A 25,680-nucleotide genomic window follows, 5' to 3' on the forward strand; every position below is an offset into this window, starting at 1 on the left:
CACAGCGAATTGTTGGGCCTGTTTCAGGGGGAGAGTGTCGTGAAAGCGACCTTCAGCTATTCGTCTTGGCTGGGATGTCTTGAATAGGTATGTGAATGCCTTTGTGGGGTAAGTCCCTAGGCACGGAGGGGATAGGGTGGGAAAGCGCTATCCACTATCAAAAGCACAACAATTAACAACAGGAGCTAGCCATGAATGCAGCCAACCGCGGAGTGGTCTACAAAGGGCCGGGTGAAGTCGCCGTCGAATCGATCGCCTATCCTGAGCTCGCCATCGGCAATCGCAAATGCGATCACGGTGTGATTCTCAAAGTCGTCACCACCAATATCTGCGGCAGCGACCAGCACATGGTGCGCGGCCGTACCACCGCACCGTCCGGTCTGGTGCTCGGCCACGAAATCACTGGCCTAGTGGTCGAGTGTGGTCGCGACGTCGAGTTTATCCGCCCAGGTGACTTGGTCTCAGTGCCATTTAATATTGCTTGTGGTCGTTGTCGTAACTGTAAAGAAGGCCGAACCGGCATCTGCTTGAACGTTAACCCCTCTCGTCCGGGAGCTGCTTATGGCTATGTGGATATGGGCGGCTGGGTGGGTGGCCAGACCGAATACGTGATGGTTCCCTACGCGGACTTTAACCTGTTGAAGTTCCCCGATACCGATCAGGCGATGGAGAAGATCAAAGATTTAACCCTGCTTTCCGATATCTTCCCCACTGGCTTCCATGGTTGCGTTACGGCCGGTGTTGGCCCTGGCAGCACGGTCTATATTGCGGGGGCTGGCCCTGTGGGACTGGCGGCGGCAGTTTCTGCTCAGCTGCTTGGTGCGGCCTGTGTCATTGTCGGCGATATGATCGAAGACCGTTTAGCCCAGGCGCGCAGCTTTGGTTGCGAGACCATCGACCTGACCCAGGACGGCGACATGGCCGACAAGATCGAGGTGATTCTCGGCGAGCGTGAAGTTGATGCTTTTGTTGACTGTGTCGGATTCGAAGCCCACGCCTGCGGTTGCAACCATGGTAAAGAAGCGCCTGCGACCGTGCTGAACTCGGCGATGTCGCTGACTCGCGCGGGCGGCCAGATCGGCATTCCAGGTCTGTATGTGACCGAAGACCCCGGCGCCGCTGACGACGACGCTAAGCAGGGTGCCTTGAGTATGCGCTTCGGCCTCGGCTGGGCGAAATCCCACAGTTTTCATACCGGACAGTGCCCGGTAATGAAGTATCACCGCCCGCTGATGCAAGCTATCCTATTCGGTAAAGTTAAGATCGCCGATGCGGTAAATGTACAGATGATCACCCTGGATCAGGCGCCCCAAGGGTATGCCGACTTCGATGGCGGAGCCGCCAAGAAATTCGTCATTGATCCCCACGGCAGTGTGCCTGCATAAGGCGGAAGTGCCTGCCTGCCCGCAGGGGATACGAGATAGATAGCTCGAAACAGGTAGTCAGAAATAGGTAGTTAGAAATAGATAGATCGAAATAGATCGTTCAGGATAGATAGTAAGACCCTAGACGGCACCCCGCGGGGTGCCGTCTTCGTTCATTCGGTATACCGCCGATCAAGATAATAATGAGTGACCCATGACCGTCCAGACCGTGACCCCCAAGCGCCGCTTTCGCGGCAAGCCCCGCGGCCGTGAACTCGATCCCATCCGTCTTGAGGGATTGCGTGAACTGCTGGGCGATGAACGCAACGATGCCGCATTGCGTCGACGCGATTTATTAATCGAACACCTGCATGCTCTTCAGGATGCCCGAGGGCATTTGTTGTTGGCAGACCTGCGTGCCCTGGCGGCTTATATGAACCTGCCTATGGCAGCGATCTATGAGACAGCAACCTTTTATGCTCACTTCGACGTCATCCATGACGATCAGGACGTGCCCCCAGCGTTGACAATCCGCGTTTGTGACTCTCTGGCTTGCCAGTTAGCTGGCGCTGAGGCGCTTAAAGCGCAGTTGGAAGCAAACGTCGATATCGAGCAGGTGCGGGTGTTGCGCGCGCCATGCATGGGGCGCTGCGATACAGCGCCCGTAGTGGAGGTCGGCCATCACCACTTAGGTCGAGCCGATGTGGCTCAAGTTCAGGCAGCTATCGATGCCGACGACACTCACCCCGAACCTATCGATTGGCAACGACTTGATAGCTATCGCAGCGAGGGTGGTTTTGCATTGCTCCAGGCCTGCCGCAGCGGGGAAGTGACGGTTGAAGCATTGATGGAAGCGATGCAGCAGGCCAACCTCCGCGGCTTAGGGGGCGCGGGTTTTCCTACTTTTAAGAAATGGCACTTTGTGCGTCAGGAGGCTGGTCCCCGCTACTGTGCCATTAATGCTGATGAGGGCGAACCCGGTACCTTTAAGGACCGTTATTATCTGGAACGTGCGCCGCACCAGTTTCTTGAAGGTGCCTTGGTCAGTGCTTGGGCGGTAGACGCTGAGGCGCTGTATATCTACCTACGTGACGAGTATCCAGCGTTACATGTCGTGCTGCGCGAGGCGATTGGCGAGCTTGAGGACGCTGGCCTAGTAGCGCCGGGGTATATCGTGCTGCGCCGCGGAGCGGGTGCTTACATCTGTGGCGAAGAGTCGGCGATGATTGAGTCCCTGGAAGGCAAGCCAGGCAAGCCCCGCCATCGTCCTCCGTTTGTGGCTCAGAAAGGGCTCTTTGACCGCCCAACGCTGGTCAATAACGTCGAGACCGTCTACTGGATTCCGATGATCTGGCAGCGCGGCGCTGAGGCTTTCTCCAGTCAGGGCCGCCATGGCCGCGTGGGGCTGCGCAGTTTCTCGGTTTCGGGGCGCGTTAAGCAGCCTGGCGTTTATCTGGCGCCTGCTGGCATCACGTTAAGCGAGTTAATTGACGAGTATTGTGGCGGCATGGCGGAAGGTCACCGCTTGGCGGCTTATCTACCTGGTGGCGCCTCTGGCGGTATTCTGCCCGCCACTAAAGCCAATATTCCTCTCGACTTCGATACCCTCCAGGAGCACGGCTGTTTTATCGGCTCCGCTGCGGTGATCGTGCTGTCCGATCAGGATAATCTGCGCGGGGTTGCTACCAACTTACTGGCTTTCTTTGCCGATGAGTCCTGTGGTCAATGCACGCCGTGCCGGGTGGGAACAGAAAAAATGCTCACTCTGCTTGAACGTAATGAATGGGATGCTGGGCTTATGACGCAGCTTTCCCAAGTGATGATAGATGCCTCAATTTGCGGGCTGGGTCAGGCGGCACCTAACCCAGTATTGGGCTTGCTCAAGGATTTTCGCAGTGAACTGGCTGCCCAGAACGTTATCGTCAAGGGATAAGGGAGATCAGCATGAGTGAACAGAGCTTAAACCAAAGCTTTACCCTGACCCTGGACGGCGTTGACGTCAGCGCCTACCCCGGTGAAACCCTCTGGCAAGTCGCCAAGCGTGCAGGCGAGACCATTCCGCATCTCTGTTTCAAGGATGCCAGCGGCTACCGCGCCGACGGCAACTGCCGTGCTTGTATGGTGGAAATCGAGGGCGAGCGCACCTTGGCCGCAAGCTGTCTGCGTCAGGCGGCTCCCGGTATGGTGGTTAATAGTGCCAGCTCTGAACGTGCACACACGGCCCGCAAGATGGTCATGGAAATGCTGCTGGTCGACCAGCCTGAGCGGGAAGAGAGCCCCGACAGCTCAAGCCATTTCTGGGCCATGGCCGACCAGTTGGCCATTGATGCTACGGCGGTGCGCCGTAAGTTGCCCAAGCGCGAAGAGCGTGAGACAGCTACCGTGCACCATGTGGCGCCTAGGGCGGGTAGCCTGGAGCAAGACAGCAGCCACTCTGCCATGCGCGTTAACCTTGATGCCTGTATTGAGTGCAATCTGTGTGTGCGTGCCTGTCGCGACGTGCAGGTTAACGATGTTATCGGACTGGCTCACCGTGGGGCGGCGTCTAAGATCGTATTTGATTTCGACGACCCTATGGGGGACAGCACCTGTGTTGCTTGCGGCGAGTGTGTTCAAGCCTGCCCCACCGGTGCTTTAATGCCTGCCACCCTAGTGGATGAGCAAGGTCACGGAGACTCTGCTGTGGCTGACCGTAAGGTTGACTCAGTATGTCCCTACTGCGGGGTTGGCTGTCAGCTTACCTACCATATCAAAGACGATAAGATCCTTTATGTGGAGGGCCGCGACGGTCCTTCAAACGAGAACCGACTATGTGTTAAAGGTCGCTTCGGCTATGACTATCCGCGCCATCCATCGCGCATCACCACCCCGCTGATCCGTCGTGAGGGTGTCGCAAAGGGAATCGACCCTGACTTCGACCCCGCCAACCCCTTGACGCACTTCCGCGAGGCGAGCTGGGATGAAGCCCTGGATTTTGCCGCCAGTGGGCTTGTGGAATTAAAGGCAATCCATGGCTCGGACGCCTTAGCTGGTTTTGGCAGCGCCAAGTGCTCCAATGAGGAGGCGTGGCTGTTTCAGAAACTGGTGCGCACCGGCTTTGGCTCCAATCACGTGGATCACTGTACGCGCTTGTGTCACGCCAGCTCGGTGGCCGCGCTAATGGAGTGTATTGGCTCAGGCTCAGTGACGGCTTCCTTTATGCAGGCTAGTCAGGCCGACGTAGTGATTCTTACCGGCTGTAACCCCGCGGTAAACCATCCGGTGGCGGCCACCTTCTTTAAACAGGCCGCCAAGCGCGGTACCAAAATAGTGATACTCGACCCCCGTGGTCAGGCGTTGGATGCCTACGCCCATCGCAGCGTTCGCTTTTCACTGGGTACGGATGTGGCGCTGTTTAATGCCATGCTCAATGTGATCATCAGCGAAGAGCTCTATGACACGGCCTATATCGCCGAGCATACCGAGGGTTTTGAGGCCCTTAAAACGCATGCGGTGGACATGACCCCCGAAGCGATGAGTGGCCTGTGCGGTGTCGAGCCAGAGACCATCCGCGAGGTGGCGCGGCTCTATGCGACTGCCGAGCGGGCGATGATTTTCTGGGGCATGGGAATTTCTCAACACACCCACGGCACCGACAACGCCCGCTGTTTGATCTCGCTGGCGCTGGCTTGTGGCCAAACCGGGCGTCCTGGCACTGGCTTGCACCCTCTGCGTGGACAAAATAACGTTCAAGGGGCATCTGATGCCGGCCTTATTCCCATGGTGATGCCGGACTACCAGCCGGTCAGCGATGCTCAGGTACGCAGTGCTTTCGAAGAGCTGTGGAATACCAAACTGGATCCCACGCCGGGTCTCACCGTGGTGGAAATTATGGATGCTATCGCTGCGGGCACCATTCGCGGCATGTATATCCAGGGTGAAAACCCGGCGATGTCCGACCCGGATCTGGCCCATGCCCGGGCCGCGTTGGCCAAGCTGGAACATCTGGTAGTACAGGATCTTTTTGTCACTGAAACCGCTCAATTCGCCGATGTTATCTTGCCTGCCTCTGCTTGGCCTGAGAAAGATGGCACTGTCACCAACACCAATCGTCAGGTGCAGATGGGGCGTGCGGCGTTACCGTTGCCGGGGCAGGCCAAGCCGGACTGGTGGATCACCCAGGAAATTGCCAAACGTTTTGGCCTGAACTGGAGCTACCAGCATCCGCGGGATGTGTTTGCTGAGATGAAGCGTGGCATGGCCTCCCTTGACCATATTTCCTGGGAACGTTTGGAGCGCGAGCAGTCGGTCACCTACCCCTGCTCAGCCGAGAGCTCCCCTGGGCAAGACGTGGTCTTCAGCGATGCCTTCCCGACGGCCAGTGGCCGAGCGATGTTTGCACCCACGCGACCGCTGCCCCCGGATGAGCCGGTAGACAACGACTACCCAACAGTGCTGACCACTGGTCGCCAGTTAGAGCATTGGCATACCGGATCAATGACCCGTCGCGCCAAAGTGCTCGATGACCTGGAGCCGGAAGCCGTGGCAAGCTTGGCGCCTGCTGAACTGGTAAGGCTTGGCATGGTACCGGGTGATGATCTAACGATTGCCACTCGGCGAGGCACCATTACTCTCAAAGCGAGGGTTGACCCAGGAATGCCAGAAGGGATGGTGTTTGTGCCTTTCTGTTATGGGGAAGCCGCGGCAAATTTACTCACTAACTCGGCGCTGGATCCTTACGGAAAAATTCCAGAGTTCAAGTATGCCGCTTGCCGCGTCAGTCGCTCGGAAGCACCATAGTAGCCAAACAAACTGGCCCGCATGAGCGGGCCAGTTAATTGTATGTTTTGCGTTGAGCGAGTTGCTAGCCTTGGGCTAGCTGTAGCGCTGGAGCCTCGCGGCTTAGGTTCTCAAGCATGCGGGCGGCGTACCAGTCGACAAAATCGATAACACCGAACTCATAGGTTTCGGAATAAGGCCCAGGCTGATAAGCCTTTGAGTTAATGCCTCGCTGGTTCTCTTCGGCGAGCTGGCGATCCTGGTCGTTGGTGGCATCCCATACTCGGCGAAGTTGTTCTGGATCATAGTCAACACCTTCTACCGCATCCTTATGAACTAGCCATTTGGTGGTGACCATTGTTTGCTGGGGGCCAAGCGGCAATACGCGAAATACCACTGCGTGGTCACCCATGAAATGGTTCCATGAGTTGGGTAGATGAAGGATGCGCAGCGAGCCCATGTCGGGGCTTGTTAATCGCCCCATTAGCTTCTTGCTGCCGGGCTTGCCATCCATTGTCATTGAGACAATGCCATCCAGCAGTGGCGTGCGAGTCAGGCGGTTGCGTTGGCCAAGCCGCTTTAACTGGTAGGGCACCTGTTCTGCATCCCAATCAGCTTGCTTACGTGCCACCAGCGCTTTATAAGCGGGCGTTGCACGCGGGTCTTCGGTGTCATCAAACTCTTGTAGTGAGTTAAGCAGCTCAGGATGAGCGCCGTTGCAGTGGTAGCACTCGCGATTGTTTTCAATCACCAGCTTCCAGTTAGCTTGCTCGACGATGCTCGATTCCGCCGCGACCTTGACGTTATCCATTTGGTACGGCTCAAGATAATGCTCAAAGGTTGCTAGCAAATCGTCAATGGTGGGTGGCTCATCGCTCAGATTGATAAAGATGAAGCCTCCGGCTGTTTGAACGTTGACCGGTTTGAGCCCAAATTGATTGAGATTGAAGTCGCTGCCCATGTCGCTACCAGCAAACAGCAATCGGCCATCAAGTTCGTAAGTCCACTGATGATATGGGCAGACGAGTTTTGCCACCTTGCCCTTATCTTTTACGCATAGACGCGAACCACGATGGCGGCAAACATTGTGAAACGCATGAATAACGCCTTCACTGCCGCGCACAATAACGATGGGGTTGTCACCAATATCCAAGGTGATGAAGTTACCCTTGGTGGGAATTTCGCATGTCATGCCTGCGAACAACCACTCCTTCTCGAATACCTCCTGCATATCCAGAGCAAACAGGCGGGCATCGTTGTAAAACGGTTGCGGAAGTGAAAAGGTACGCGCCCTTTCCTGCAGCATTTGAGCCGTTGACTCACGAGCCGCAGCAAGTGGGTCGTCCATCCTATTAGAAACACTTTTTTCCATACCAGTATCCTCGTAAACCTCCGCTTTCCCCTCAAGGGCTGCGTGGCGGCCGTTAGTCAAGATTGCTTATCTTGTTGTTCTGTTGCGTAACCTGGCGCTGTGTTCGAGTCAGTGTCTGATTGTGTTGCAGGCACATCCTTGCCAGTTATCTGCCCGCGACATCAGGTGGCGTAGTGGCGACTAAAACAGAAGTTTCTAAGCAATAAAGAGTGGCACGAGATAAGTGCGCGTCGCTGTCAGGTAAGTCGGCTAAGAGAAGCGTCCCCAAAATGCACATCAAAGGTGCTGGCCGTATAGCAAATATGGTTCGGCGATGCAGAGCGATGAAGGCTGTTCAGGTAGAGGCGATAATGACAACTAATTTTTTTAATCCGGTCACGACCCAAACCTGGACCAATGGTCGCCATCAGGTACGTTGCGTTAAGGTGATTCAAGAAACTCAGGATGTACGCACGTTCTGTTTTATGGCTGAGCAGCCTGTGCTGTTCTTTTTCAAGCCAGGCCAGTTTGTGACCTTGGAGCTTGAAATCGATCATCAGCCAACCATGCGCTCCTATACGATCTCAAGCTCACCCTCTATCCCTTACAGTTTTTCGATTACCGTTAAGCAGGTGCCGGGAGGAAAAGTATCCAATTGGTTGCATGCCAATTTAAAGGTGGGCGACGAGCTGGTGGTGCATGGGCCGGTCGGGAACTTTAACTCGATCGACTTTCCCGCCGATAAGGTGTTGTTCCTCTCTGGCGGTGTTGGTATTACCCCTTTAATGTCCATGACTCGCTGGCTTTTCGATACTAATGCCAGTGTCGATGTTGAGTTTATACACAGTGCCCGAGCTCCCCGCGATGTGATTTATCATCGTGAGTTGGTGCATATGTTTTCGCGTATTCCTGAGTTCAAACTACATATTATCTGCGAGAGTAAAGAAGATATTGGTGAGGCATGGGCTGGCTACCGTGGTTATCTCACCGAGCCGCTGTTTGAGCTTATGGTGCCGGACTTTATGGAGAGGGAGATTTTCTGTTGCGGCCCGACTCCCTATATGAACGCCATCAAGCGTATTTTGCAGCACCATAACTTTGATATGAGCCATTATCACGAAGAGTCGTTTGGCGCTACGCCGGTCGACGTGCGTGATGATGTACGTGAGCTAGCAGAGCAAGCAGAAGTCGATGCTGAAAATATAGATAGCAATGACTTGCACAGTGTTGAGTTTGCATCGTCCGGAAAAAGTGTACGCATTCAGCCCAGCGAAACCGTGCATGCAGCAGCAGCGAAGTTGGGTCTGCATATCCCCAAAGCATGTGGAATGGGGATATGTGGCACCTGTCGCGTAGAGCTCAAGTCGGGAGAAGTGGAAATGGAGCACAACGGGGGGATTACGGATGAGGATGTTGAAGAGGGCTACATTCTATCTTGCTGTAGTCGTCCTAAAGGGGATCTTGTCGTCGATTTTTAGCACAGCCATTTTTTAATATTTTCAGTAAAGCGCCCTTTATGGCTTTTGCCGTTTGGGGCGCTTTTTTATGGGTAATCAATGATGGTCTGTTTACGAAGTCTGGCTAATTGATGCCTATGTCGCAAATACATCGAGTGGTGACGTCGGCAAGTATCTTGGGCTAGGAAACCAACGATAGTATCGCGGTAAGAACGCGTTGATAGGGACTTTGGTTGATGGTGACCTTGGTTTATCAGCATTAAAGAGTATGTCCAGCACTTAATAACAAGTGACTCATCAGGAGGCGGTAATGCTTCAAAGTAATTTTTCCCCCAATGCTCGTTTGGCCAGTTACGACAGCTTGCTTGCAGACGCCATTGCTGAAGAAATGGTACGTCAAGAAGCGCATATTGAACTGATCGCCTCCGAAAATTACACCAGTCAACTTGTTATGGAAGCGCAAGGCACTCAACTGACCAACAAGTATGCAGAAGGCTATCCAGGTCGTCGCTACTACGGTGGCTGTGAGTTCGTTGATAAGGTTGAAGCGTTGGCCATTGAGCGCGCCTGCAACTTATTTAGTGCCAATTATGCCAATGTGCAGCCGCACTCCGGTGCTCAGGCAAATGCGGCTGTGTTTATGGCGTTGGTTCAACCTGGCGATACGATTCTAGGCATGAGCCTTGCCCACGGAGGCCACTTAACCCACGGCGCAGCCCCTAATTTCTCGGGCAAGCACTACAACGCCGTTCAGTACGGTCTCAAGCCGGAAACCGGTGAGATCGATTACGAAGAAGTTGAGCGTTTGGCCCGCGAGCATCAGCCGAAAATGATTATCGCTGGTTTCTCTGCCTACTCCCGAGTGGTGGATTGGCGTCGTTTCCGCACTATTGCGGATGAGGTGGGGGCTTATCTGATGGTCGATATGGCTCATGTTGCCGGCTTAGTGGCGGCTAACCTTTATCCGAGTCCGCTGCCTCACGCCCATGTCGTCACCACCACCACCCACAAAACGCTGCGTGGCCCCCGTGGCGGCCTGATTCTCTCTGCTGATGGCGACGAGACGCTCTACAAAAAGCTTAATGGTGCGGTCTTCCCAGGCCAACAGGGCGGCCCATTAATGCATGTTATCGCTGCAAAGGCGGTGGCGTTCAAGGAGGCCATGAGCCAGGAGTTTGTGCGCTACCAGCAGCAGGTGATTGACAACGCCCAGGTCATGGCCGAGGTGTTTATGGAGCGCGGCTATGATGTCGTGTCGGGTGGTACCAATGACCACCTTTTCCTGGTCTCGCTTATCCAGCAGGGCGTCACGGGTAAGGATGCGGATGCTGCATTGGGGCGCGCGCATATCACGGTTAATAAGAACACGGTGCCCAACGACCCCCAGAGTCCCTTCGTGACGTCTGGCCTGCGTATTGGTACCCCCGCAGTCACTACACGGGGCTTCGATACCCAAGAGTGTAGCGAGTTAGCTGGCTGGATTTGCGACATTCTAGACGTATTAGCTGCTGGACGTGATACCGCTGCTATCGAGGCCGAGGTACTGGCCAAAGTGAGCGGCGTGTGTGCCCGGCACCCTGTCTACGCTGAATCCGTCGCTGAAGCCGTCGAATCCATTGCTTGAGAGGAGGCCCCTATGCAACGCTATTCCGGCTTCGGCCTGGTTAAGCACGCGCTGAGCCACCATGAAAACTGGGAGCGCCAATGGCGCAATCCCACGCCTAAGAAGCAGTACGACGTGATTATCGTCGGCGGTGGTGGCCATGGCTTGGCCACAGCTTACTACTTGGCTAAAGAGTTTGGTGTCAAGAATGTAGCGGTGATCGAGAAAGGTTGGTTGGGCGGTGGTAATACCGCCCGCAATACCACCATTGTGCGTTCGAACTACTTATGGGACGAGTCGGCTGCCCTTTACGAACATGCCATGAAACTGTGGGAAGGGCTTTCCCAAGACCTTAACTATAACGTGATGTTCTCTCAGCGAGGGGTGCTCAACTTAGGGCATACCCTGCAAGATATGCGCGATATCCAACGCCGAGTTAATGCGAATCGCCTCAACGGCATTGACGGCGAAGTGCTGGACGCCAAGGGGGTGCAGGCGTTGGTGCCAATCATGGACTGCTCGAAGAGTGCTCGATACCCGGTGATGGGCGCCTCCTGGCAGCCACGTGCAGGTGTGGCGCGTCACGATGCTGTGGCATGGGGCTATGCCCGTGGTGCGGATGCTCTCGGGGTGGATATTCTCCAGCAGACTGAAGTGACGGGCTTCAAGATTCGTGATGGTCAGATCTACGGTGTGCACACCAATCGTGGCGATATCGAGGCCAAGACAGTGGGCTGTGTGGCTGCCGGTAATTCTGGCGTGTTAGCCAACATGGGCGGTTTTAAGCTGCCCCTAGAGTCCCACCCGTTGCAGGCTCTTGTATCTGAACCGATCAAACCAATTCTCGACACTGTGGTGATGTCCAACCACGTGCATGGCTATATCAGTCAGTCCGATAAAGGCGACTTGGTGATTGGCGCTGGCATTGATGGCTATAACGGCTATGGTCAGCGCGGTAGCTATCCCACCGTTGAGCACACTCTTCAGGCGATCGTCGAGATGTTCCCGATCTTCTCTCGGGTGCGTATGAATCGTCAGTGGGGCGGTATTGTAGATACCTGCCCGGATGCTTGTCCGATCATCTCTAAAACACCGGTGAAGGGGTTGTTCTTTAACTGTGGTTGGGGCACTGGTGGTTTCAAAGCGACCCCTGGATCGGGTCATGTGTTCGCCGCCAGCTTAGCTAAGGGGGAGATGCACCCCATCGCTGAGCCGTTCTCCATGTTCCGCTTCCATAGCGGTGCGCTGATTGACGAGCACGGCGCTGCAGGCGTGGCCCACTAGGGTTCATACGAGAGGAGTATCCGTCATGTTTTATATCTATTGCCCCTACTGCGGCGAGCACCGTGAGGAAGAGGAGTTTCACCCCAAGGGCCAAGCGCATATTGAGCGACCCAAAGACCCCGAGGCGTGTAGTGATGAAGAGTGGGGTAACTACCTGTTCTTCCGCAACAACCCCAGAGGTGTACATCACGAAATGTGGGTACATGCGGTGGGTTGCCGCAAATTCTTCAATGTGACACGCCACACGGTGAGCTACGAAATTCTCGAGACCTACAAAATGGGCGAGCAGCCATCGATTACCGCCGACAGTCAAAAGCAACCTCGCGAACCGGCAGCGGTAAGCCATCAAGAAGGAGTGCGGGCATGAGCCAGTCCCAGCAACAAGTGTTCCGCTTAAAGGCAGGCGGCCGAATCGATCGTTCTCGCACGTTGAGCTTTACCTTTAACGGCCAGCACTATCAGGGGCATCCAGGGGATACCTTGGCGTCAGCGCTACTGGCTAACGGTGTGGATATCGTTAACCGTAGCTTTAAGTACTCGCGCCCCAGAGGCATTGTTGCTGCAGGTGCCGAAGAACCCAATGCCATTGTTCAATTGGGTCGCGCCGAAGCAGCTCAGGTGCCTAATGTTCGCGCTACCCAGCAGGCGTTGTTCGATGGGTTGGCTGCCTGCAGTACCAACGGCTGGCCTAATGTGCAGCGTGACTTGATGGGGCTGGTGGGTAAGTTGGGTGGACGGTTCATGCCTCCAGGCTTCTACTACAAGACGTTTATGGCACCGGCGTCGATGTGGCTGACCTACGAGAAGTATATTCGTAAGGCAGCGGGGCTGGGCCGCAGCCCTATGGAAGCCGATCCAGACAGCTATGATCACCTTCATCAACACTGCGATGTACTGGTCATTGGCGCTGGCGCGGCTGGCTTGTCTGCAGCATTGGCTGCTGCCCGTGGCGGTGCGCGGGTAATGGTTGCCGATGAGCAAGAAGAGATGGGCGGCTCACTGCTGGGTAGCCGTGAAACTCTGGATGGTACGTCGGCAGACCAGTGGGTTGCTCGAGTGCTTGAAGAGCTAGCCGGATGTGAGAACGTCACACTGCTGCCACGTACCACGGCTAACGGTTATCACGATCACAATTTTGTGACACTGCACGAGCGACGTACTGAGCACCTGGGCGAAACGGCTCCTGTCGTCAATGGCCGTCGCCCGGTACGTTCGCGCATGCATCGAGTACGAGCAGGTCAGGTGATCCTAGCCACAGGCGCTCACGAGCGGCCATTGGTGTATGCGGGAAATGATGCTCCAGGCAACCTATTGGCAAGCGCTGTTTCTACCTACATTCGACGCTATGGTGTCGTGCCAGGTCGCCAACTGGTGCTCTCCACCAGCAACGACGATGGTTATCGCGCCGCCTTAGACTGGAAGGAAGCAGGTTGTGAGGTGGTGGCAGTTGTTGATGCCCGCGATGCGCCTGCAGGGGATTGGGTCGATGCCGCCCGCGCCCAAGGTATCAAGATCATCACCGGCAGTGCCGTTATCGAGGCGAAAGGCAGCAACCGAGTCACTGCCGCACGGGTCGCTAAAATCGACATTGAGGCTTTCAAAGTGAGCAGCCCAGTTCAGGAGTTGGCCTGCGACACTATTGCTAGCTCAGGTGGCTATAGTCCGGTGATTCACTTGGCTTCCCATACCGGCGCGCGGCCTACTTGGCGTGACGATATCCTGGGCTTTGTGCCAGGGCTAGTGAAGGGCGTTCATGCCTGCGGTGGCGCTAATGGCACCTATGCGTTGGGCGACGTACTTGCCGAGGGTGTTGAAGCGGGTATTAAGGCGGCGGCAGCCACAGGTCACGCGGCTCCGACGGTTAACCCGCCTAGCGTTGAACGCCTCCAGCAGGGGCCAGCGGTGGCACTTTTCCAAGTGCCCCATGAGAAACCCTCTCTGCGCGGGCCTAAGCAGTTCGTCGACCTGCAGAACGACGTCACTGCAGCGGGCATCGAACTGGCTACCCGGGAAGGCTTTGAGTCTATCGAGCATATTAAGCGCTATACCGCGATGGGGTTCGGTACCGACCAAGGCAAGTTGGGTAATATCAATGGTATGGCCATTGCAGCTCGCTGCCTGAATCGCTCCATCCCCGAGGTGGGCACCACGGTGTTTCGGCCTAATTATACGCCGGTGACCTTTGGCGCCATCGTGGGTCGCCACTGCCGTGATCTGTTCGATCCCGAGCGCTATACCGCTCTTCATCAATGGCACGTTGAGCGCGGCGCCGAGTTTGAGGATGTAGGCCAGTGGAAGCGTCCCTGGTACTACCCACAGAAGGTGAATGGCAAGACTGAGACCATGCACGAGGCGGTAGCCCGCGAATGTTTAGCGGTGCGCGAGAAAGTGGGTATTCTCGATGCTTCAACGCTTGGCAAAATCGATATCCAAGGGCCGGATGCGCGTGAATTCCTGGCGCGTATCTATACCAACAAGTGGGAGAAGCTAGCGGTTGGTAAGTGCCGCTACGGCCTGATGTGCAAAGATGATGGCATGGTCACCGATGATGGCGTGACCAGTTGCCTTGCTGAAAATCACTTTTTGATGACCACCACCACCGGTGGCGCAGCAGCCATCTTGGAGTGGTTGGAGTTATGGCATCAGACCGAGTGGCCAGAACTGGATGTCTACTTCTCTTCAGTAACTGACCACTGGGCCACCATGACGATCACTGGCCCTGAATCGCGCAAGCTGCTGGCTGAGATGACAGATATCGATCTTGACCGCGATAGCTTTAAGTTTATGGAGTGGCGAGCAGGCAAAGTGGCTGGGGTGCCTGCACGTGTCTATCGTATCTCCTTTACCGGTGAGTTGACCTTTGAGATTAACGTTCAAGCCAACTACGCCATGCACGTGTGGCAGACCCTGTTCAAGCATGGCGAGAAGTATGGCTTGACGCCCTATGGCACAGAGACCATGCACGTACTGCGTGCTGAGAAGGGCTTTATCATCGTTGGCCAGGAAACCGACGGCTCCGTTACTCCTGAAGACCTTGGCATGCAGTGGTGCGTAGGTTACGACAAACCCTTCTCATGGATTGGCAAGCGAGCCCTGACGCGATCGGATACCAAGCGCGAAAATCGCAAGCAGCTGGTAGGTCTGAGGCCCAAAGACCCAACGGTGGTGCTGGAGGAGGGGGCTCAGATTGTGTTTGATCCTAAGCATGCGATTCCGATGCCCATGGCGGGACATGTGACCTCAAGCTACTACAGCCCGATCCTGGACTCCGGATTTGCTTTAGCGGTGGTGAAAGGCGGCCTCAAGAAAATGGGCGAAACCGTCTATCTTCCCATGGCAGACGGCCAAGTTCACGAAGCCGAAATCGTCAGCACCATTTTTTATGATCCCAAGGGAGAGCGCCAGAATGTCTAACGCGGTCACTTTCGATACCCGTACTGATACCGCTATCCCGGTAGAGTCCCCGTTAGCCTTTAGCTACCGGCAAAGCGGTGCTCCACGTGCTGGTAGTTCAAGTCGGGTTCAGCTACGCGAGCGAGCAATGCTTGGGCATCTGATCCTACGAGGCGGTGCCATCGTTCTCGACGAGGCGGTGCGCGACGTGCTGGGGATTAGCTTGCCTGGCAAGCCCCAGGCGCTAGTGCAGGATACCAGCGGCGAGCGTTCTATTCAGTGGCTTTCCCCAGATGAGTGGCTGGTAATAGTGCCTGGCGGTGAGGAGTTCCCACTAGAGACGCAACTGCGGGAGCGTTTAGGGAATTCCCATTACGCCATCAGTGATGTCAGCGGTGGGCAGACGGCGTTAGAGATTACCGGTGAGGCGGCTCGAGAGCTATTGATGAAAGCGGTGATCTACGACGTTCATCCTAGCAATTTCCCGGTGGGCAAAGGCGTTACTACGGTTTTCGCTAAGGCGACGACCATCCTTCGTCGGCCCAGCGAGGAGCGTTGGGAACTAGTGGTGCGGCGCAGTTTTGCCGACTACTGCTACCGCTGGCTACTGGATGCAGCAGCAGAGTATAGCGTGAACGTAGAACAATAAGCAGGCAGGCCGGAACGCTGTTTCGGCCGCTATCATCTGTCGCGAACAGGGATACATGCACTATGAGCCGAATGAGTGATACCTGGATACTTGCCGCCCAATGCCCAAGCCGTTTGGGAACGGTGGACGTCGTCACACGCTTTTTAAAAGAGCAACAGTGCTATATCACCGAACTGAACTCTTTCGATGACCGTCACGGTGGGCGCTTTTTCATTCGCGCCGAGTTCCGTCCAGAGCGAGATGTTTTCCATGAAGAGAGCTTTCACGCCGATTTTGCAGCGCGGGCAAGCGAGTTCGACATGCAGTTCGAGCTGACGCCGCCTGGCAAGCGAACGGGAACCGTGATCCTCGTCTCGAAAGCGGATCACTGCCTGAATGATCTTCTCTATCGTTATCGCACTGGGCAACTGCCGCTTGATATTAGAGCGGTGATTTCAAACCACCCAGATTTAGAACCGCTGGCGACCTGGCACGGCCTGCCATATCACTATCTCCCCATCAGCCCTGAGACTAAGTTGGAGCAGGAAGCGCAGGTACGCAAAATCATCGCGGATACTGACGCAGAGTTGGTAGTGCTGGCAAGGTATATGCAGGTACTTTCCCCCGACATGTGTGAACTATTAGCTGGACGGGCCATCAACATCCATCACTCTCTGCTGCCCGGTTTTAAAGGTGCTAAGCCTTATCATCAGGCATACGAAAAAGGGGTTAAACTGGTCGGTGCAACGGCGCATTATATTAATAATGACCTTGATGAAGGGCCAATTATTGCTCAAGGAGTCGAGCCCGTCGACCATACCCATTATCCCGAGGATCTGGTGGCCAAGGGGCGGGATATTGAGTGTCTCACCCTGGCCAGAGCGATTAGCTATCATTTAGAACGTCGTGTGTTCTTTTACTCGGGGCGCACGGTGGTTTTTGGTAACTAATGCTTTTTGCCTAATTCTACTGTTAGTAAACGCAAACAGTTCGAACACGCTTTTATAGTTGGGTTGCTGTCGCTGCTAAGCTTTTTCCAGAGCGATATGCAACCCCTTGTTATATGTGAGAAGTTATGTGTGATAAGTCGTGCTTAAACGTATTGTTTTATAAATATAAAAATATCTTCAATAAAAGATAGATTGGTTTTATTTATTATCACATAAATGATTTATTGAGATTTTCAGGCATCGCCTGATCTTCCCCTGTTTATATGTCAAGAGGTGCTCCAATGCCTATCAGTGTTTTCGACCTTTTTAAAATTGGAGTAGGTCCCTCCAGTTCCCATACCGTCGGGCCCATGCAGGCCGCTTTTAAGTATGTTACATCACTACGCGACGCCGACCTTCTTGATGAAGTAGCCCATCTAGACGTTCATCTTTATGGCTCACTGTCAGCGACGGGCGTAGGGCACGCAACGGATCACGCGATTATTATGGGGCTGATGGGTGAGCGCCCCGACACGATTGATCCTTTGATTATTGGGCCATCTATTGCGTCGCTTAAAGAGAGTCAGTTATTAGAACTTGGACGCCAAAAAACAATCGCTTTTGATTGGAATCACGATATTTATTTCCATGAAGAGAGTTTGCCTCACCACCCTAATGCCATGCGGCTTGCTGCTTTTACAGCTCAAGGCCAATTACTGCATGAAAATACCTATTACTCGGTAGGAGGTGGTTTTGTTGTTGAACAAGCCCAGGTGGATATGCCGTTAGAGGATTTCGATGGGGCGACTATTCCCTACAACTTCGATACCGCCGAAGAGCTACTGGCATTATGTAAAAAAGAGCAGCTGAGTATTAGCCGCTTAATGCTAGAGAATGAGAAAGTATGGCGGACGGAGGACGAGGTTAGAAATGAGCTGTGGCGAATCTGGCAAGTCATGTGTGAATGCATCGACAATGGATTAACCCACGAAGGGGTATTGCCGGGGGGGTTGAACGTAAAGCGCAGAGCTAAGCTGCTTCACCAGCGGCTTCAAGCGGCTGAACAGAATGATTGCCTAATCGCATCGACGTTCTCAGCGATGGAGTGGGTGAATATTTTTGCCCTTGCCGTTAATGAAGAAAATGCAGCGGGAGGGCGCATGGTAACGGCGCCTACCAATGGTGCAGCGGGCATTATTCCTGCCGTCTTGCACTACTACATGAAATTTCAGCCAAACGCTTGCGAGAAAAACGTCGTGGATTTTCTGCTAGCGGCAGGTGCCATTGGCATCCTTTGCAAGAAGAATGCTTCTATATCTGGAGCAGAGGTGGGCTGCCAAGGGGAGGTTGGGTCGGCGTGCGCCATGGCGGCTGCTGGCTTAGCTGATGTGATGGGGGGCACACCCGAGCAAGTAGAGCATGCGGCCGAAATCGGCTTGGAACACAACTTAGGATTAACCTGCGACCCAGTGGGTGGGCTGGTTCAGATTCCCTGTATTGAACGCAACGCCATTGCGACGGTAAAGGCCATTAATGCAGCGCAAATGGCGTTGCACGGTGATGGCACTCACTTTATATCGTTAGATAAAGTGATTCGCACCATGCGCGATACGGGGAGAGACATGCTTGATAAATATAAGGAAACATCTAAGGGTGGACTGGCTGTTAATGCCATTGAGTGTTAGTCGTTTGGTACCTTTCTTTGACGGCGCTGGGTGATTAGAAACAATATGCGTCGTTTAGGCATGAAGAAGGCTGTTAGCAAGACAGTCATGCGTTTTTACGTCGCAGTTAGCTAACAGTCTCCTACTTCTGGTGAGTGACAAAGCACCGCAGGTAGTTCTGCGTTTTTTTCAGTTATCTTAAGTCCGTCGGGTTATGTCTTTAGATTTTTTTGTTATTTCTGGTTAAGTAACTGGCGATACCCCGATCATAGTGATGTGCCGCTCTGGAACGGGGGCACGCTTTCGAAAGGTGACTCAGAAGGCGGTGTGGCGCGAGATGGGTAGCTTGATCCGAGGTTGCCCTGGCGCTATGTCGTTGATCCTGACACCGCTTGGTATGAGTCGAAATAACAAAAGATAGGCATTTCAAGCAGCGAATTACATGGATTGATAAGGAGATAACGATGCATAAAACAGTAGCGATGGCCGGTGTGTTTGCCTTAGCGTTACCGATGGTGGCTAGTGCAGATAACCACGATGCCGAGAGTGAAAAAGCATTAATGATTCTCACCAGCGACGCCTTACAAACGCAATCAATGGCCATGATATTAGGCAATGCGATGCGTCAGCAGGGCACAGATTTACATATCTTGCTGTGTGACGCCGCGGGTGATCTAGCGGTAGATGGCTATGACAGTGAGGCAGCGGTCAATACCCCGCCCAGTAACCCAGCTGGGCAGATCAAGCCTGAAGATATGTTGAAAATGTTGCTAGGTGAAGGCGTAAGTGTCGATGTGTGCGCAATCTATTTGCCCAACACCGATTACACCGAAGAAGACTTGCTTGAAGGCGTTGGCATTGCTGCCCCAGGCCCCATGGCAGAAATGATGCGCGATCCCGCTATTCCTGTATTCAGTTTCTGAAGCATTAGCGCCATGCTGTCAGTATCAAGCCGCTAATGCAGGCACAAAAAAGCCGCTACCTTTCGGTAACGGCTTTTTCTATATTTGGTAGCGGGGACCGGATTTGAACCGATGACCTTCGGGTTATGAGCCCGACGAGCTACCAGACTGCTCCACCCCGCATCAACGTGTGGCGTATTCTACGCATTTTCTCCGCTATGTCAACCCCCTACATAAAACGGTTATGGTGTGAATCGCGACTTTCATCTTGCTGCAACATTGTCAGAGTAAAGCTATGCTTCCAATAGGCATAACAAAAAGCTTACTGTCAGTATGTCGTTCAACTAACAATACGACGTGCTGTGAATGCTGAAGCGCTACGGCGCTTATTTTGAGTGGCTTGCGACATCATAATAGTGCTTAGCGTCCAAGCCATTTGTCATATCAGGGAGGTAGTCAATGGCCAATCAAGCCCCCGTCGCCTGGGTAACTGGTGGAACTGGTGGAATCGGAACGTCAATTTGTCATTCATTGGCGGATGCAGGTTATCTGGTAGTTGCGGGATATCACAATCCCGAAAAAGCCAAAACCTGGCTGGAAACTCAGCAAGCCGCTGGTTATGACAACATTGCGTTATCGGGTGTTGACCTTTCCGACCACAATGCCTGCCTAGAAGGTGCTCGTGAGATCCACGAAAAATATGGGCCCATCAGCGTGTTAGTTAACTGCGCGGGTATTACTCGTGATGGCACCATGAAGAAGATGTCCTACGAACAGTGGCATCAAGTGATCGATACCAACCTTAATAGCGTCTTTAACACGTGCCGCAGTGTCATTGAAATGATGCTGGAGCAGGGCTATGGCCGCATTATTAATATTTCGTCTATTAATGGGCGTAAAGGCCAGTTTGGTCAGGTGAACTACGCCGCTGCCAAAGCGGGGATGCATGGACTTACCATGTCGCTGGCACAAGAAACGGCAACCAAAGGCATTACGGTCAATACCGTATCGCCTGGGTATATTGCCACCGACATGATCATGAAAATTCCGGAGCAGGTGCGAGAAGCGATTCGGGAAACAATTCCAGTGAAGCGTTACGGTACACCGGAGGAAATTGGGCGTTTGGTAACGTTCTTGGCAGACAAAGAATCTGGCTTCATCACCGGTGCCAATATTGATATTAACGGTGGCCAGTTCATGGGCTAATGCCTTGAGCGATAAAAAATTCTCTAGAGTTAAAATATAAGGGCAGGTACGGGAGGCTGATTGCCTCCCGTTGTCGTTGAGGGAGCCGCGAATTAAGGCTGGGGAACGCGCGCTAGGCGACTCATTAAGTTGTCAAACTCCTGTGCTTCTTTTTGCCACATTGCGCTAGGTATAGGGCCTAAAGCCATCAGTGATGCCAATATATCGATGATCTCATCAGGGCGGCTACGCTCCTTGTGTATGCCTTCATTTAATCGCTCAACTTGAATCGCCAGTCTGAGTGGTTCATCGCGTTGATTGACACTCCCTAAGGCTAATAGCGACAGATGCACCCGCAGTCGAGACAGATTGTCTTCCAACTCGGAGAGCTGATCGTCTGAAAGTGGTACGGAAGTGGCTAACCGTGCCTGATTACGTAGTTGGTGAGCGTCTTTAAAAATGTCAGGAAGACGTTCGCCCAAGACCTCCTTGGGATCGATAGCGAACGGTTGTTCACCAGCTAACGCTTGCTGATCCGCCTCGATATGTGCATTGACTAGTGGCAAAACGGCATGCCACAGCTGCACAGTGTGAGCAACTTCTAGGCGGCTTAAACGATCACGCTTGGCGCGCACAATGCCGCTTAAACGTCGTTGCATGCCGTCGCTGCGTCGGTTCCGTGGCAATGGCTCAAGCTGGCTAACGTGGCTGAGGTATGTCTCCAGCGTTGTTAATTCCTCGGCGTGGGTCGGTTGCCAGCTGTCCATCTCATCGATGATGGTCTGGAGTTTATCGAGTGTCTGCTGCTGGCGTGCCGCTTGCTCTTGTTTGTGTGCATCACGCTGGGCAAAAAGTTGGTCGCACGTATGGCGAAACGTTTTCCAAAGCGCCTGCTCTTCACCTTTTGGTGCGCGGCCAAGCGTGCGCCACGTTTGCTGAAGTTGTTTCGCGCGTGTTATGCGGGCTGCCAAGGGCTCTTCGGTCTCGTTTTGCAGTGCTTGAACGTGCTCAATGAGCGTACGCTTTTGAGTGGCAATCTGCTCTGCGCGTTGGTCAATTAAGGCTTGCAGACGGTGACGCACCGCGCCAAAACGACGGCCAATCGCTTCTGATTGCTCCCGAGGCACTGGGGAGTAGTGACGCCATTGATGGCGCGCCTTATCACGGATTTCGCGCAGTACATCAGGGTCGGCATCCTCTGCGGGCTGGTCAAGCAGCGTTTCAAGCTGTTCGCACAACGCTTCGCGGCCGCGAAGGTTGGCTTCGCGCTCTTGGTTGAGTTGCTCTCGCCAAGGTGTTAAACGCTCGTGAATACGGTCAGATGCTGCGCGAAAACGTGCCGACTGTTCGCGGTTCGCAGCGGCATCGCCAAGCGACTTCCACTCTTTGACCAATTGGCGATGATGGCGATCTACGGCGACCTCTGCCATGTGTTGATCGTCAGCCAGTGCTTCAATGCTGGCGCAAAGCTGTTCGCGTTTGGGGCCTGCAACAAATCCACGCCAGTCGCGTAGTTCCGCTAATCGAGCGCCTAACTGTTTCAATCGCGTTTTTAGTGGCTTGGAGGCGTCACCAGTGAGAGCGTCAATGGATGGCTTAAGACGCTGATATAAGCGGCTGGCACTTTTAAATGCGCCGCGTTCTAACAAATGCTCAAAATTGTCGAGTTCTGCGTTGAGTGCGTTAAGCGATGAGGTAGAGCTAGGTTTAACGGTGGCCTTGGCGGCTAACAGCGCCGTCGCTTGCTTGAGAGGCTCGGGTGGCGTTAGGTGTTTAGGCCAAGCGCATTGCTTAATGTAGCCGGTAATCGCAGCGTGATCGTGGTTGGCTAAGGCGGTCTCTATATCGCTGCTGATTGTCTGCCAGCGCTGCCATGCGTCCATACACTGCTCATAGCGCAACAGCGCTTGGCTGAAGCGTTGTTGCGCGGTGTCGCTGGGAGGGTGTTGATCTGAAAGTGATTGCCAGCGTTGGCCTAAAAGCTGTCGCTGTGCTCGCAAGCTGTCGATATCCTGAACCGTCAGCTCATTGGCATGTGCTAGACCCTCTAGCGTTTCTTCAAGGCCCTCGAGCAGCTGGTCGCGCGTACGTTCGGCTTCCGCGCGGCGAGTCAGGCTCTGCTGGCGCGCTTGCTCTTGTGTCTCATGATTGTGAAGCGTTTTCCGGCAGCTAAGCATTGCTTGGTGAAAGCGCTGCTCCTGCGACACGCTGGGAGGATGGCTAATACGTTCCCACTCGCGCTCTAAATGACGAAAGCGTCCACCATAAAGCGGCTCCCATGGCGCATTGGCGTGTTGTTCAAGCTGCTTCAGTAGCTGCTCACGCTGTGCTTGTTGGTCAGCTAGCCACTCAGCGTCATTGCGTAACTGCGTTAACTTTTCTCGGGCTTGCCGTATCACTTGACGGTCGCGGCGCGCCTCCTTTAACAGCTTTTTAAGACTGTCTTCGCTTTCTATTCGCTTAGCAGCTTGGTGCCGAACCGCCGCTACACCGTTGTGACAGGCCTGGTGAATAAGGTCGGTGTCATCGGTAAGTTGCTCTAATGCGGAAAGACGAAGGTCGAGATTGTCCCCTTGAAGCGCAATGGCGTTGAGCAGCCTAGGCTCGGTCAGTTTGACCACTATGTTCTGTCGTTGCTGTAGGTCGGAGTGCCCCTCTTTGCCACATAGGCACTGACAAACAGCGTTAAACCATGCGTCGTCTTGGCGATGCTCTGGAAAAGTAGCGACAAGCCCAGGGAGGTCGTCGAGGGCGCGCAAGGCGGCAAGCTGAATAGCACTGTCGTTATCCTGTGCTAATTGCTTGAGCGCTTGTTGCTGTTCTGGTTGTTGAGGGTCAAGCTGGTTGAGTGCCTTTAAGCGCACCTCGGGATCAGGGTGCTGCCACCGAGGTGCGAACAGGCGTCTTAACAGTCCGTGCATGGATCATCCTGCAGAGAGGTGCGTAGCGTGAAAAAAATCAACTGCCGGTGTCTGATAGTTGCAGTTGCCGACGTTGTCGCTTAGCTTTGCCAATAGGCTGTGATGATTAATACTTCTTCACAACACTAGGCGCGAGATTGCGCTACCTTTATCTTACCTGAACATGACATGGAGTTCGGCCATGAGCCTCAACGCCAATAGTGCCGACATTGCCTTCACCTTTAAGGGTGGCATGCTGCCAATGACCGTCATGGAATTGAGCAGCGCTGACCCAGAGCATATAAGGTGTCAGCTGTCTGGCAAGTTGTCGCAATCCCCCGCGTTCTTTCAGCATACACCGGTTGTGCTGAGCGTGGAAAAACTCGATGAACCTCATTTGGCACTTGAGCGTATTTGCGCGGTGTGTCGTGACCATAAATTGTTGCCAGTAGCCGTGCGGGGTGGTGCTGAGCCTGTGCGTCAGTCGGCGTGGGCATTAGGATTGGGGTGGTTCGCGCCAGTGGAAGAAGGTCGCTCTAAAATATTAGAGAGCGTTAATTCTTCGACAGCCACTGATGCCGCTAATGAAGAGCCAGAACCGGTAGAGCAAGTTGGTACGGCTGCAACGCGCCTTTTCCGAGGGACGGTGCGCTCAGGCCAGCAGGTGAGTGCCGCTGAGGGTGATCTCATTGTCATTGGTGCGGTGAATGCTGGTGCCGAGGTGCTCGCAGCAGGCAGTATCCACATTTACGGCGCATTACGTGGCCGAGCGTTAGCAGGTATCCATGGCAATACGCAGTCAGGTATTTACTGTCGGGAGTTAGAAGCAGAGCTCCTCTCTGTGGCAGGTAATTACAAGCGCTTGGAAGATATCGATTCTCAGTTGCTTGGTCGCGCCGCAGAGGTGCATTTTGCTCAAGAGCAGCTAGAAATTAAGCCGCTGGTATAATTCAAAGGCATGAGCGTGTGTTGGTGCTTAATGCCTAGCGACGTCGCAAGCGCTATACGTTACAGTGTGTCATGTTGTTGACATTGATGTTCCCGTTATGCGCGGAGCGACACATGAAACGCGCTCGCGATGAACGACTTCAAGAAGGAAGTAACTCTTGGCCAAAATTATTGTAGTGACCTCCGGTAAAGGGGGGGTTGGTAAAACCACTAGCGCTGCCGCTATTTCAACAGGTCTCGCCCTACGTGGTAAAAAAACGGTCGTCATTGATTTCGATGTCGGTCTACGAAATCTTGATCTGATCATGGGGTGTGAACGCCGCGTCGTTTACGACTTGGTGAACGTTATTCAGGGTGAGGCGGGCCTGAATCAGGCGCTCATTCGTGATAAACGTGTTGAAAATCTATTTATTCTTCCCGCTTCACAAACCCGCGACAAAGATGCGCTGACCCAAGAAGGTGTTGAGCGAATTCTGGAGCAGCTCAAACAAGATTTTGACTTTATCATGTGTGACTCTCCGGCAGGAATTGAGCGGGGTGCTCAGCTTGCTATGTATTTCGCCGATGAGGCGATTGTTGTTACGAATCCAGAAGTTTCCTCAGTGCGTGACTCTGACCGCATTTTGGGGCTGCTTGGTTCCAAGACACGGCGAGCCGAACAAAGCTTGGATCCTGTTAAAGAGCACCTGCTGATTACTCGCTATAACCCTTCACGCGTTACGTCTGGGGATATGCTGACCCTTGATGATATCCGTGAAATTCTATCGATTGATTTGCTCGGTCTCATCCCTGAGTCTGAAGCGGTGTTGCGTGCTTCGAACCAAGGCGTTCCCGTTACTCATGATGCAGCAAGCGATGCGGGACAGGCGTACACCGATACTGTATCTCGCCTGCTGGGCGAAGATATGCCGCTACGCTTTCATGAAGTACAGCGTAAGGGATTGTTGAACCGTATGTTTGGGGGTAGTCGGCGATGAAATTGCTGGAGTTCTTGAAGCGTGAGCGCAAGAAATCCGCCTCGGTGGCTAAAGAGCGTTTGCAAATCATCGTGGCGCATCAGCGCGGTCAGCGCGGTCAGCCAGATTATATGCCGCTGCTTGAGCGTGAACTATTGGAAGTCATCCGTCGTTATGTACAGGTTGATGATGATGCTATTCAGATTTCATTGGATAGCGAGGATAACTGTTCGGTACTTGAGCTGAACGTTACGCTGCCGAAAAGCTGATTATCATCACAAACGTTCATAACGGTAGAGTGTGGTCATTTGCTGAGGGGGCGGCGAGAGCGCCTTTGGGTGTGCTAGTCTTGGGCTTT

General features: G+C 53.9%; 18 protein-coding genes and 1 tRNA gene. 16 read left to right on the forward strand and 3 right to left on the reverse strand.

What is annotated here, in order from left to right; genetic code table 11:
- The first annotated feature begins 191 nt into the window (after positions 1-191).
- From fdhA to fdhF, 3 genes are all read left to right on the forward strand, one after another.
- Entirely contained in the window at positions 192-1,385 is a 1,194-nt protein-coding gene (gene fdhA / locus HZS79_RS14220; RefSeq protein WP_162219657.1) for a formaldehyde dehydrogenase, glutathione-independent, read from the forward strand.
- Between the two features lie 193 nt (positions 1,386-1,578).
- On the forward strand, positions 1,579-3,297 hold the full coding sequence (locus tag HZS79_RS14225; RefSeq protein WP_179928189.1) for an NADH-ubiquinone oxidoreductase-F iron-sulfur binding region domain-containing protein: 1,719 nt from the start codon (positions 1,579-1,581) through the stop codon (positions 3,295-3,297).
- An 11-nt stretch (positions 3,298-3,308) separates the two neighbouring features.
- Entirely contained in the window at positions 3,309-6,143 is a 2,835-nt protein-coding gene (fdhF, locus tag HZS79_RS14230; protein WP_179928190.1) for a formate dehydrogenase subunit alpha, read from the forward strand.
- A 64-nt stretch (positions 6,144-6,207) separates the two neighbouring features.
- On the opposite strand, the gene gbca is transcribed toward fdhF, so the two are convergent.
- On the reverse strand, positions 6,208-7,494 hold the full coding sequence (gbca, locus tag HZS79_RS14235; protein WP_162219660.1) for a glycine betaine monooxygenase oxygenase subunit: 1,287 nt from the start codon (positions 7,492-7,494) through the stop codon (positions 6,208-6,210).
- A gap of 350 nt (positions 7,495-7,844) precedes the next feature.
- Between gbca and gbcB the strand changes: the two genes are divergently transcribed.
- From gbcB to HZS79_RS14280, 9 genes are all read left to right on the forward strand, one after another.
- Complete coding sequence (gene gbcB / locus HZS79_RS14240) at positions 7,845-8,951, forward strand: glycine betaine monooxygenase reductase subunit (protein WP_162219661.1); 1,107 nt, start codon at positions 7,845-7,847, stop codon at positions 8,949-8,951.
- Positions 8,952-9,240: 289 nt separating this feature from the next.
- Entirely contained in the window at positions 9,241-10,554 is a 1,314-nt protein-coding gene (glyA, locus tag HZS79_RS14245) for a serine hydroxymethyltransferase (protein ID WP_179928191.1), read from the forward strand.
- 12 nt (positions 10,555-10,566) lie between these two features.
- A complete protein-coding gene (locus tag HZS79_RS14250) occupies positions 10,567-11,817 on the forward strand; it encodes a sarcosine oxidase subunit beta family protein (RefSeq protein WP_179928192.1) in 1,251 nt (416 codons plus the stop codon).
- A gap of 25 nt (positions 11,818-11,842) precedes the next feature.
- A complete protein-coding gene (locus tag HZS79_RS14255) occupies positions 11,843-12,184 on the forward strand; it encodes a sarcosine oxidase subunit delta (protein ID WP_179928193.1) in 342 nt (113 codons plus the stop codon).
- Entirely contained in the window at positions 12,181-15,231 is a 3,051-nt protein-coding gene (locus tag HZS79_RS14260) for a sarcosine oxidase subunit alpha family protein (protein ID WP_179928194.1), read from the forward strand. The genes HZS79_RS14255 and HZS79_RS14260 overlap by 4 nt, the downstream gene beginning before the upstream one ends.
- Positions 15,224-15,859, forward strand: coding sequence for a sarcosine oxidase subunit gamma (locus tag HZS79_RS14265; protein WP_179928195.1), 636 nt, complete (start codon positions 15,224-15,226; stop codon positions 15,857-15,859). The genes HZS79_RS14260 and HZS79_RS14265 overlap by 8 nt, the downstream gene beginning before the upstream one ends.
- A 62-nt stretch (positions 15,860-15,921) precedes the next feature.
- Complete coding sequence (gene purU / locus HZS79_RS14270; RefSeq protein WP_162219667.1) at positions 15,922-16,788, forward strand: formyltetrahydrofolate deformylase; 867 nt, start codon at positions 15,922-15,924, stop codon at positions 16,786-16,788.
- 281 nt (positions 16,789-17,069) lie between these two features.
- On the forward strand, positions 17,070-18,452 hold the full coding sequence (locus tag HZS79_RS14275) for an L-serine ammonia-lyase (protein ID WP_179928196.1): 1,383 nt from the start codon (positions 17,070-17,072) through the stop codon (positions 18,450-18,452).
- A 443-nt stretch (positions 18,453-18,895) separates the two neighbouring features.
- Complete coding sequence (locus tag HZS79_RS14280; protein WP_179928197.1) at positions 18,896-19,354, forward strand: DsrE family protein; 459 nt, start codon at positions 18,896-18,898, stop codon at positions 19,352-19,354.
- Positions 19,355-19,439: 85 nt separating this feature from the next.
- On the opposite strand, the gene HZS79_RS14285 is transcribed toward HZS79_RS14280, so the two are convergent.
- Positions 19,440-19,516, reverse strand: a tRNA-Met gene (locus tag HZS79_RS14285).
- Positions 19,517-19,792: 276 nt separating this feature from the next.
- On the opposite strand from HZS79_RS14285, the gene phbB reads away from it, so the two are divergent.
- Positions 19,793-20,539: an acetoacetyl-CoA reductase gene (phbB, locus tag HZS79_RS14290; protein WP_162219671.1), complete on the forward strand. Its 747-nt coding sequence runs from the start codon at positions 19,793-19,795 to the stop codon at positions 20,537-20,539.
- Positions 20,540-20,631: 92 nt separating this feature from the next.
- Here phbB and HZS79_RS14295 read toward each other — a convergent pair whose 3' ends face one another.
- Positions 20,632-23,439 carry a DUF349 domain-containing protein gene (locus tag HZS79_RS14295; RefSeq protein WP_179928198.1) on the reverse strand — a complete coding sequence of 936 codons (2,808 nt, stop codon included), beginning with the start codon at positions 23,437-23,439 and terminating at the stop codon, positions 20,632-20,634.
- 181 nt (positions 23,440-23,620) lie between these two features.
- Here HZS79_RS14295 and minC point away from each other — a divergent pair, with 181 nt between their 5' ends.
- The 3 genes from minC (at position 23,621) to minE (ending at position 25,591) form a co-directional block, all read left to right on the forward strand.
- Positions 23,621-24,367, forward strand: a complete 747-nt coding sequence (gene minC, locus HZS79_RS14300; protein WP_179928199.1) for a septum site-determining protein MinC — start codon at positions 23,621-23,623, stop codon at positions 24,365-24,367.
- A gap of 157 nt (positions 24,368-24,524) precedes the next feature.
- Positions 24,525-25,343: a septum site-determining protein MinD gene (gene minD / locus HZS79_RS14305; protein ID WP_162219674.1), complete on the forward strand. Its 819-nt coding sequence runs from the start codon at positions 24,525-24,527 to the stop codon at positions 25,341-25,343.
- The gene (gene minE / locus HZS79_RS14310) at positions 25,340-25,591 is read left to right on the forward strand and encodes a cell division topological specificity factor MinE (RefSeq protein ID WP_009724071.1); all 252 of its coding nucleotides are present in this window, start codon (positions 25,340-25,342) and stop codon (positions 25,589-25,591) included. The genes minD and minE overlap by 4 nt, the downstream gene beginning before the upstream one ends.
- Positions 25,592-25,680: the final 89 nt, after the last annotated feature.

The organism is Vreelandella zhaodongensis, from assembly GCF_013415115.1.
Lineage (GTDB): Bacteria > Pseudomonadota > Gammaproteobacteria > Pseudomonadales > Halomonadaceae > Vreelandella > Vreelandella zhaodongensis.

Excerpts from the sequence above, each read along its gene's own strand:
- fdhA (WP_162219657.1), top strand. The coding sequence starts at position 192 with ATGAATGCAGCCAACCGCGGAGTGGTCTACAAAGGGCCGGGTGAAGTC.
- HZS79_RS14225 (WP_179928189.1), top strand. The coding sequence starts at position 1,579 with ATGACCGTCCAGACCGTGACCCCCAAGCGCCGCTTTCGCGGCAAGCCC.
- fdhF (WP_179928190.1), top strand. The coding sequence starts at position 3,309 with ATGAGTGAACAGAGCTTAAACCAAAGCTTTACCCTGACCCTGGACGGC.
- gbca (WP_162219660.1), bottom strand. The coding sequence starts at position 7,494 with ATGGAAAAAAGTGTTTCTAATAGGATGGACGACCCACTTGCTGCGGCT.
- gbcB (WP_162219661.1), top strand. The coding sequence starts at position 7,845 with ATGACAACTAATTTTTTTAATCCGGTCACGACCCAAACCTGGACCAAT.
- glyA (WP_179928191.1), top strand. The coding sequence starts at position 9,241 with ATGCTTCAAAGTAATTTTTCCCCCAATGCTCGTTTGGCCAGTTACGAC.
- HZS79_RS14250 (WP_179928192.1), top strand. The coding sequence starts at position 10,567 with ATGCAACGCTATTCCGGCTTCGGCCTGGTTAAGCACGCGCTGAGCCAC.
- HZS79_RS14255 (WP_179928193.1), top strand. The coding sequence starts at position 11,843 with ATGTTTTATATCTATTGCCCCTACTGCGGCGAGCACCGTGAGGAAGAG.
- HZS79_RS14260 (WP_179928194.1), top strand. The coding sequence starts at position 12,181 with ATGAGCCAGTCCCAGCAACAAGTGTTCCGCTTAAAGGCAGGCGGCCGA.
- HZS79_RS14265 (WP_179928195.1), top strand. The coding sequence starts at position 15,224 with ATGTCTAACGCGGTCACTTTCGATACCCGTACTGATACCGCTATCCCG.
- purU (WP_162219667.1), top strand. The coding sequence starts at position 15,922 with ATGAGCCGAATGAGTGATACCTGGATACTTGCCGCCCAATGCCCAAGC.
- HZS79_RS14275 (WP_179928196.1), top strand. The coding sequence starts at position 17,070 with ATGCCTATCAGTGTTTTCGACCTTTTTAAAATTGGAGTAGGTCCCTCC.
- HZS79_RS14280 (WP_179928197.1), top strand. The coding sequence starts at position 18,896 with ATGCATAAAACAGTAGCGATGGCCGGTGTGTTTGCCTTAGCGTTACCG.
- phbB (WP_162219671.1), top strand. The coding sequence starts at position 19,793 with ATGGCCAATCAAGCCCCCGTCGCCTGGGTAACTGGTGGAACTGGTGGA.
- HZS79_RS14295 (WP_179928198.1), bottom strand. The coding sequence starts at position 23,439 with ATGCACGGACTGTTAAGACGCCTGTTCGCACCTCGGTGGCAGCACCCT.
- minC (WP_179928199.1), top strand. The coding sequence starts at position 23,621 with ATGAGCCTCAACGCCAATAGTGCCGACATTGCCTTCACCTTTAAGGGT.
- minE (WP_009724071.1), top strand. The coding sequence starts at position 25,340 with ATGAAATTGCTGGAGTTCTTGAAGCGTGAGCGCAAGAAATCCGCCTCG.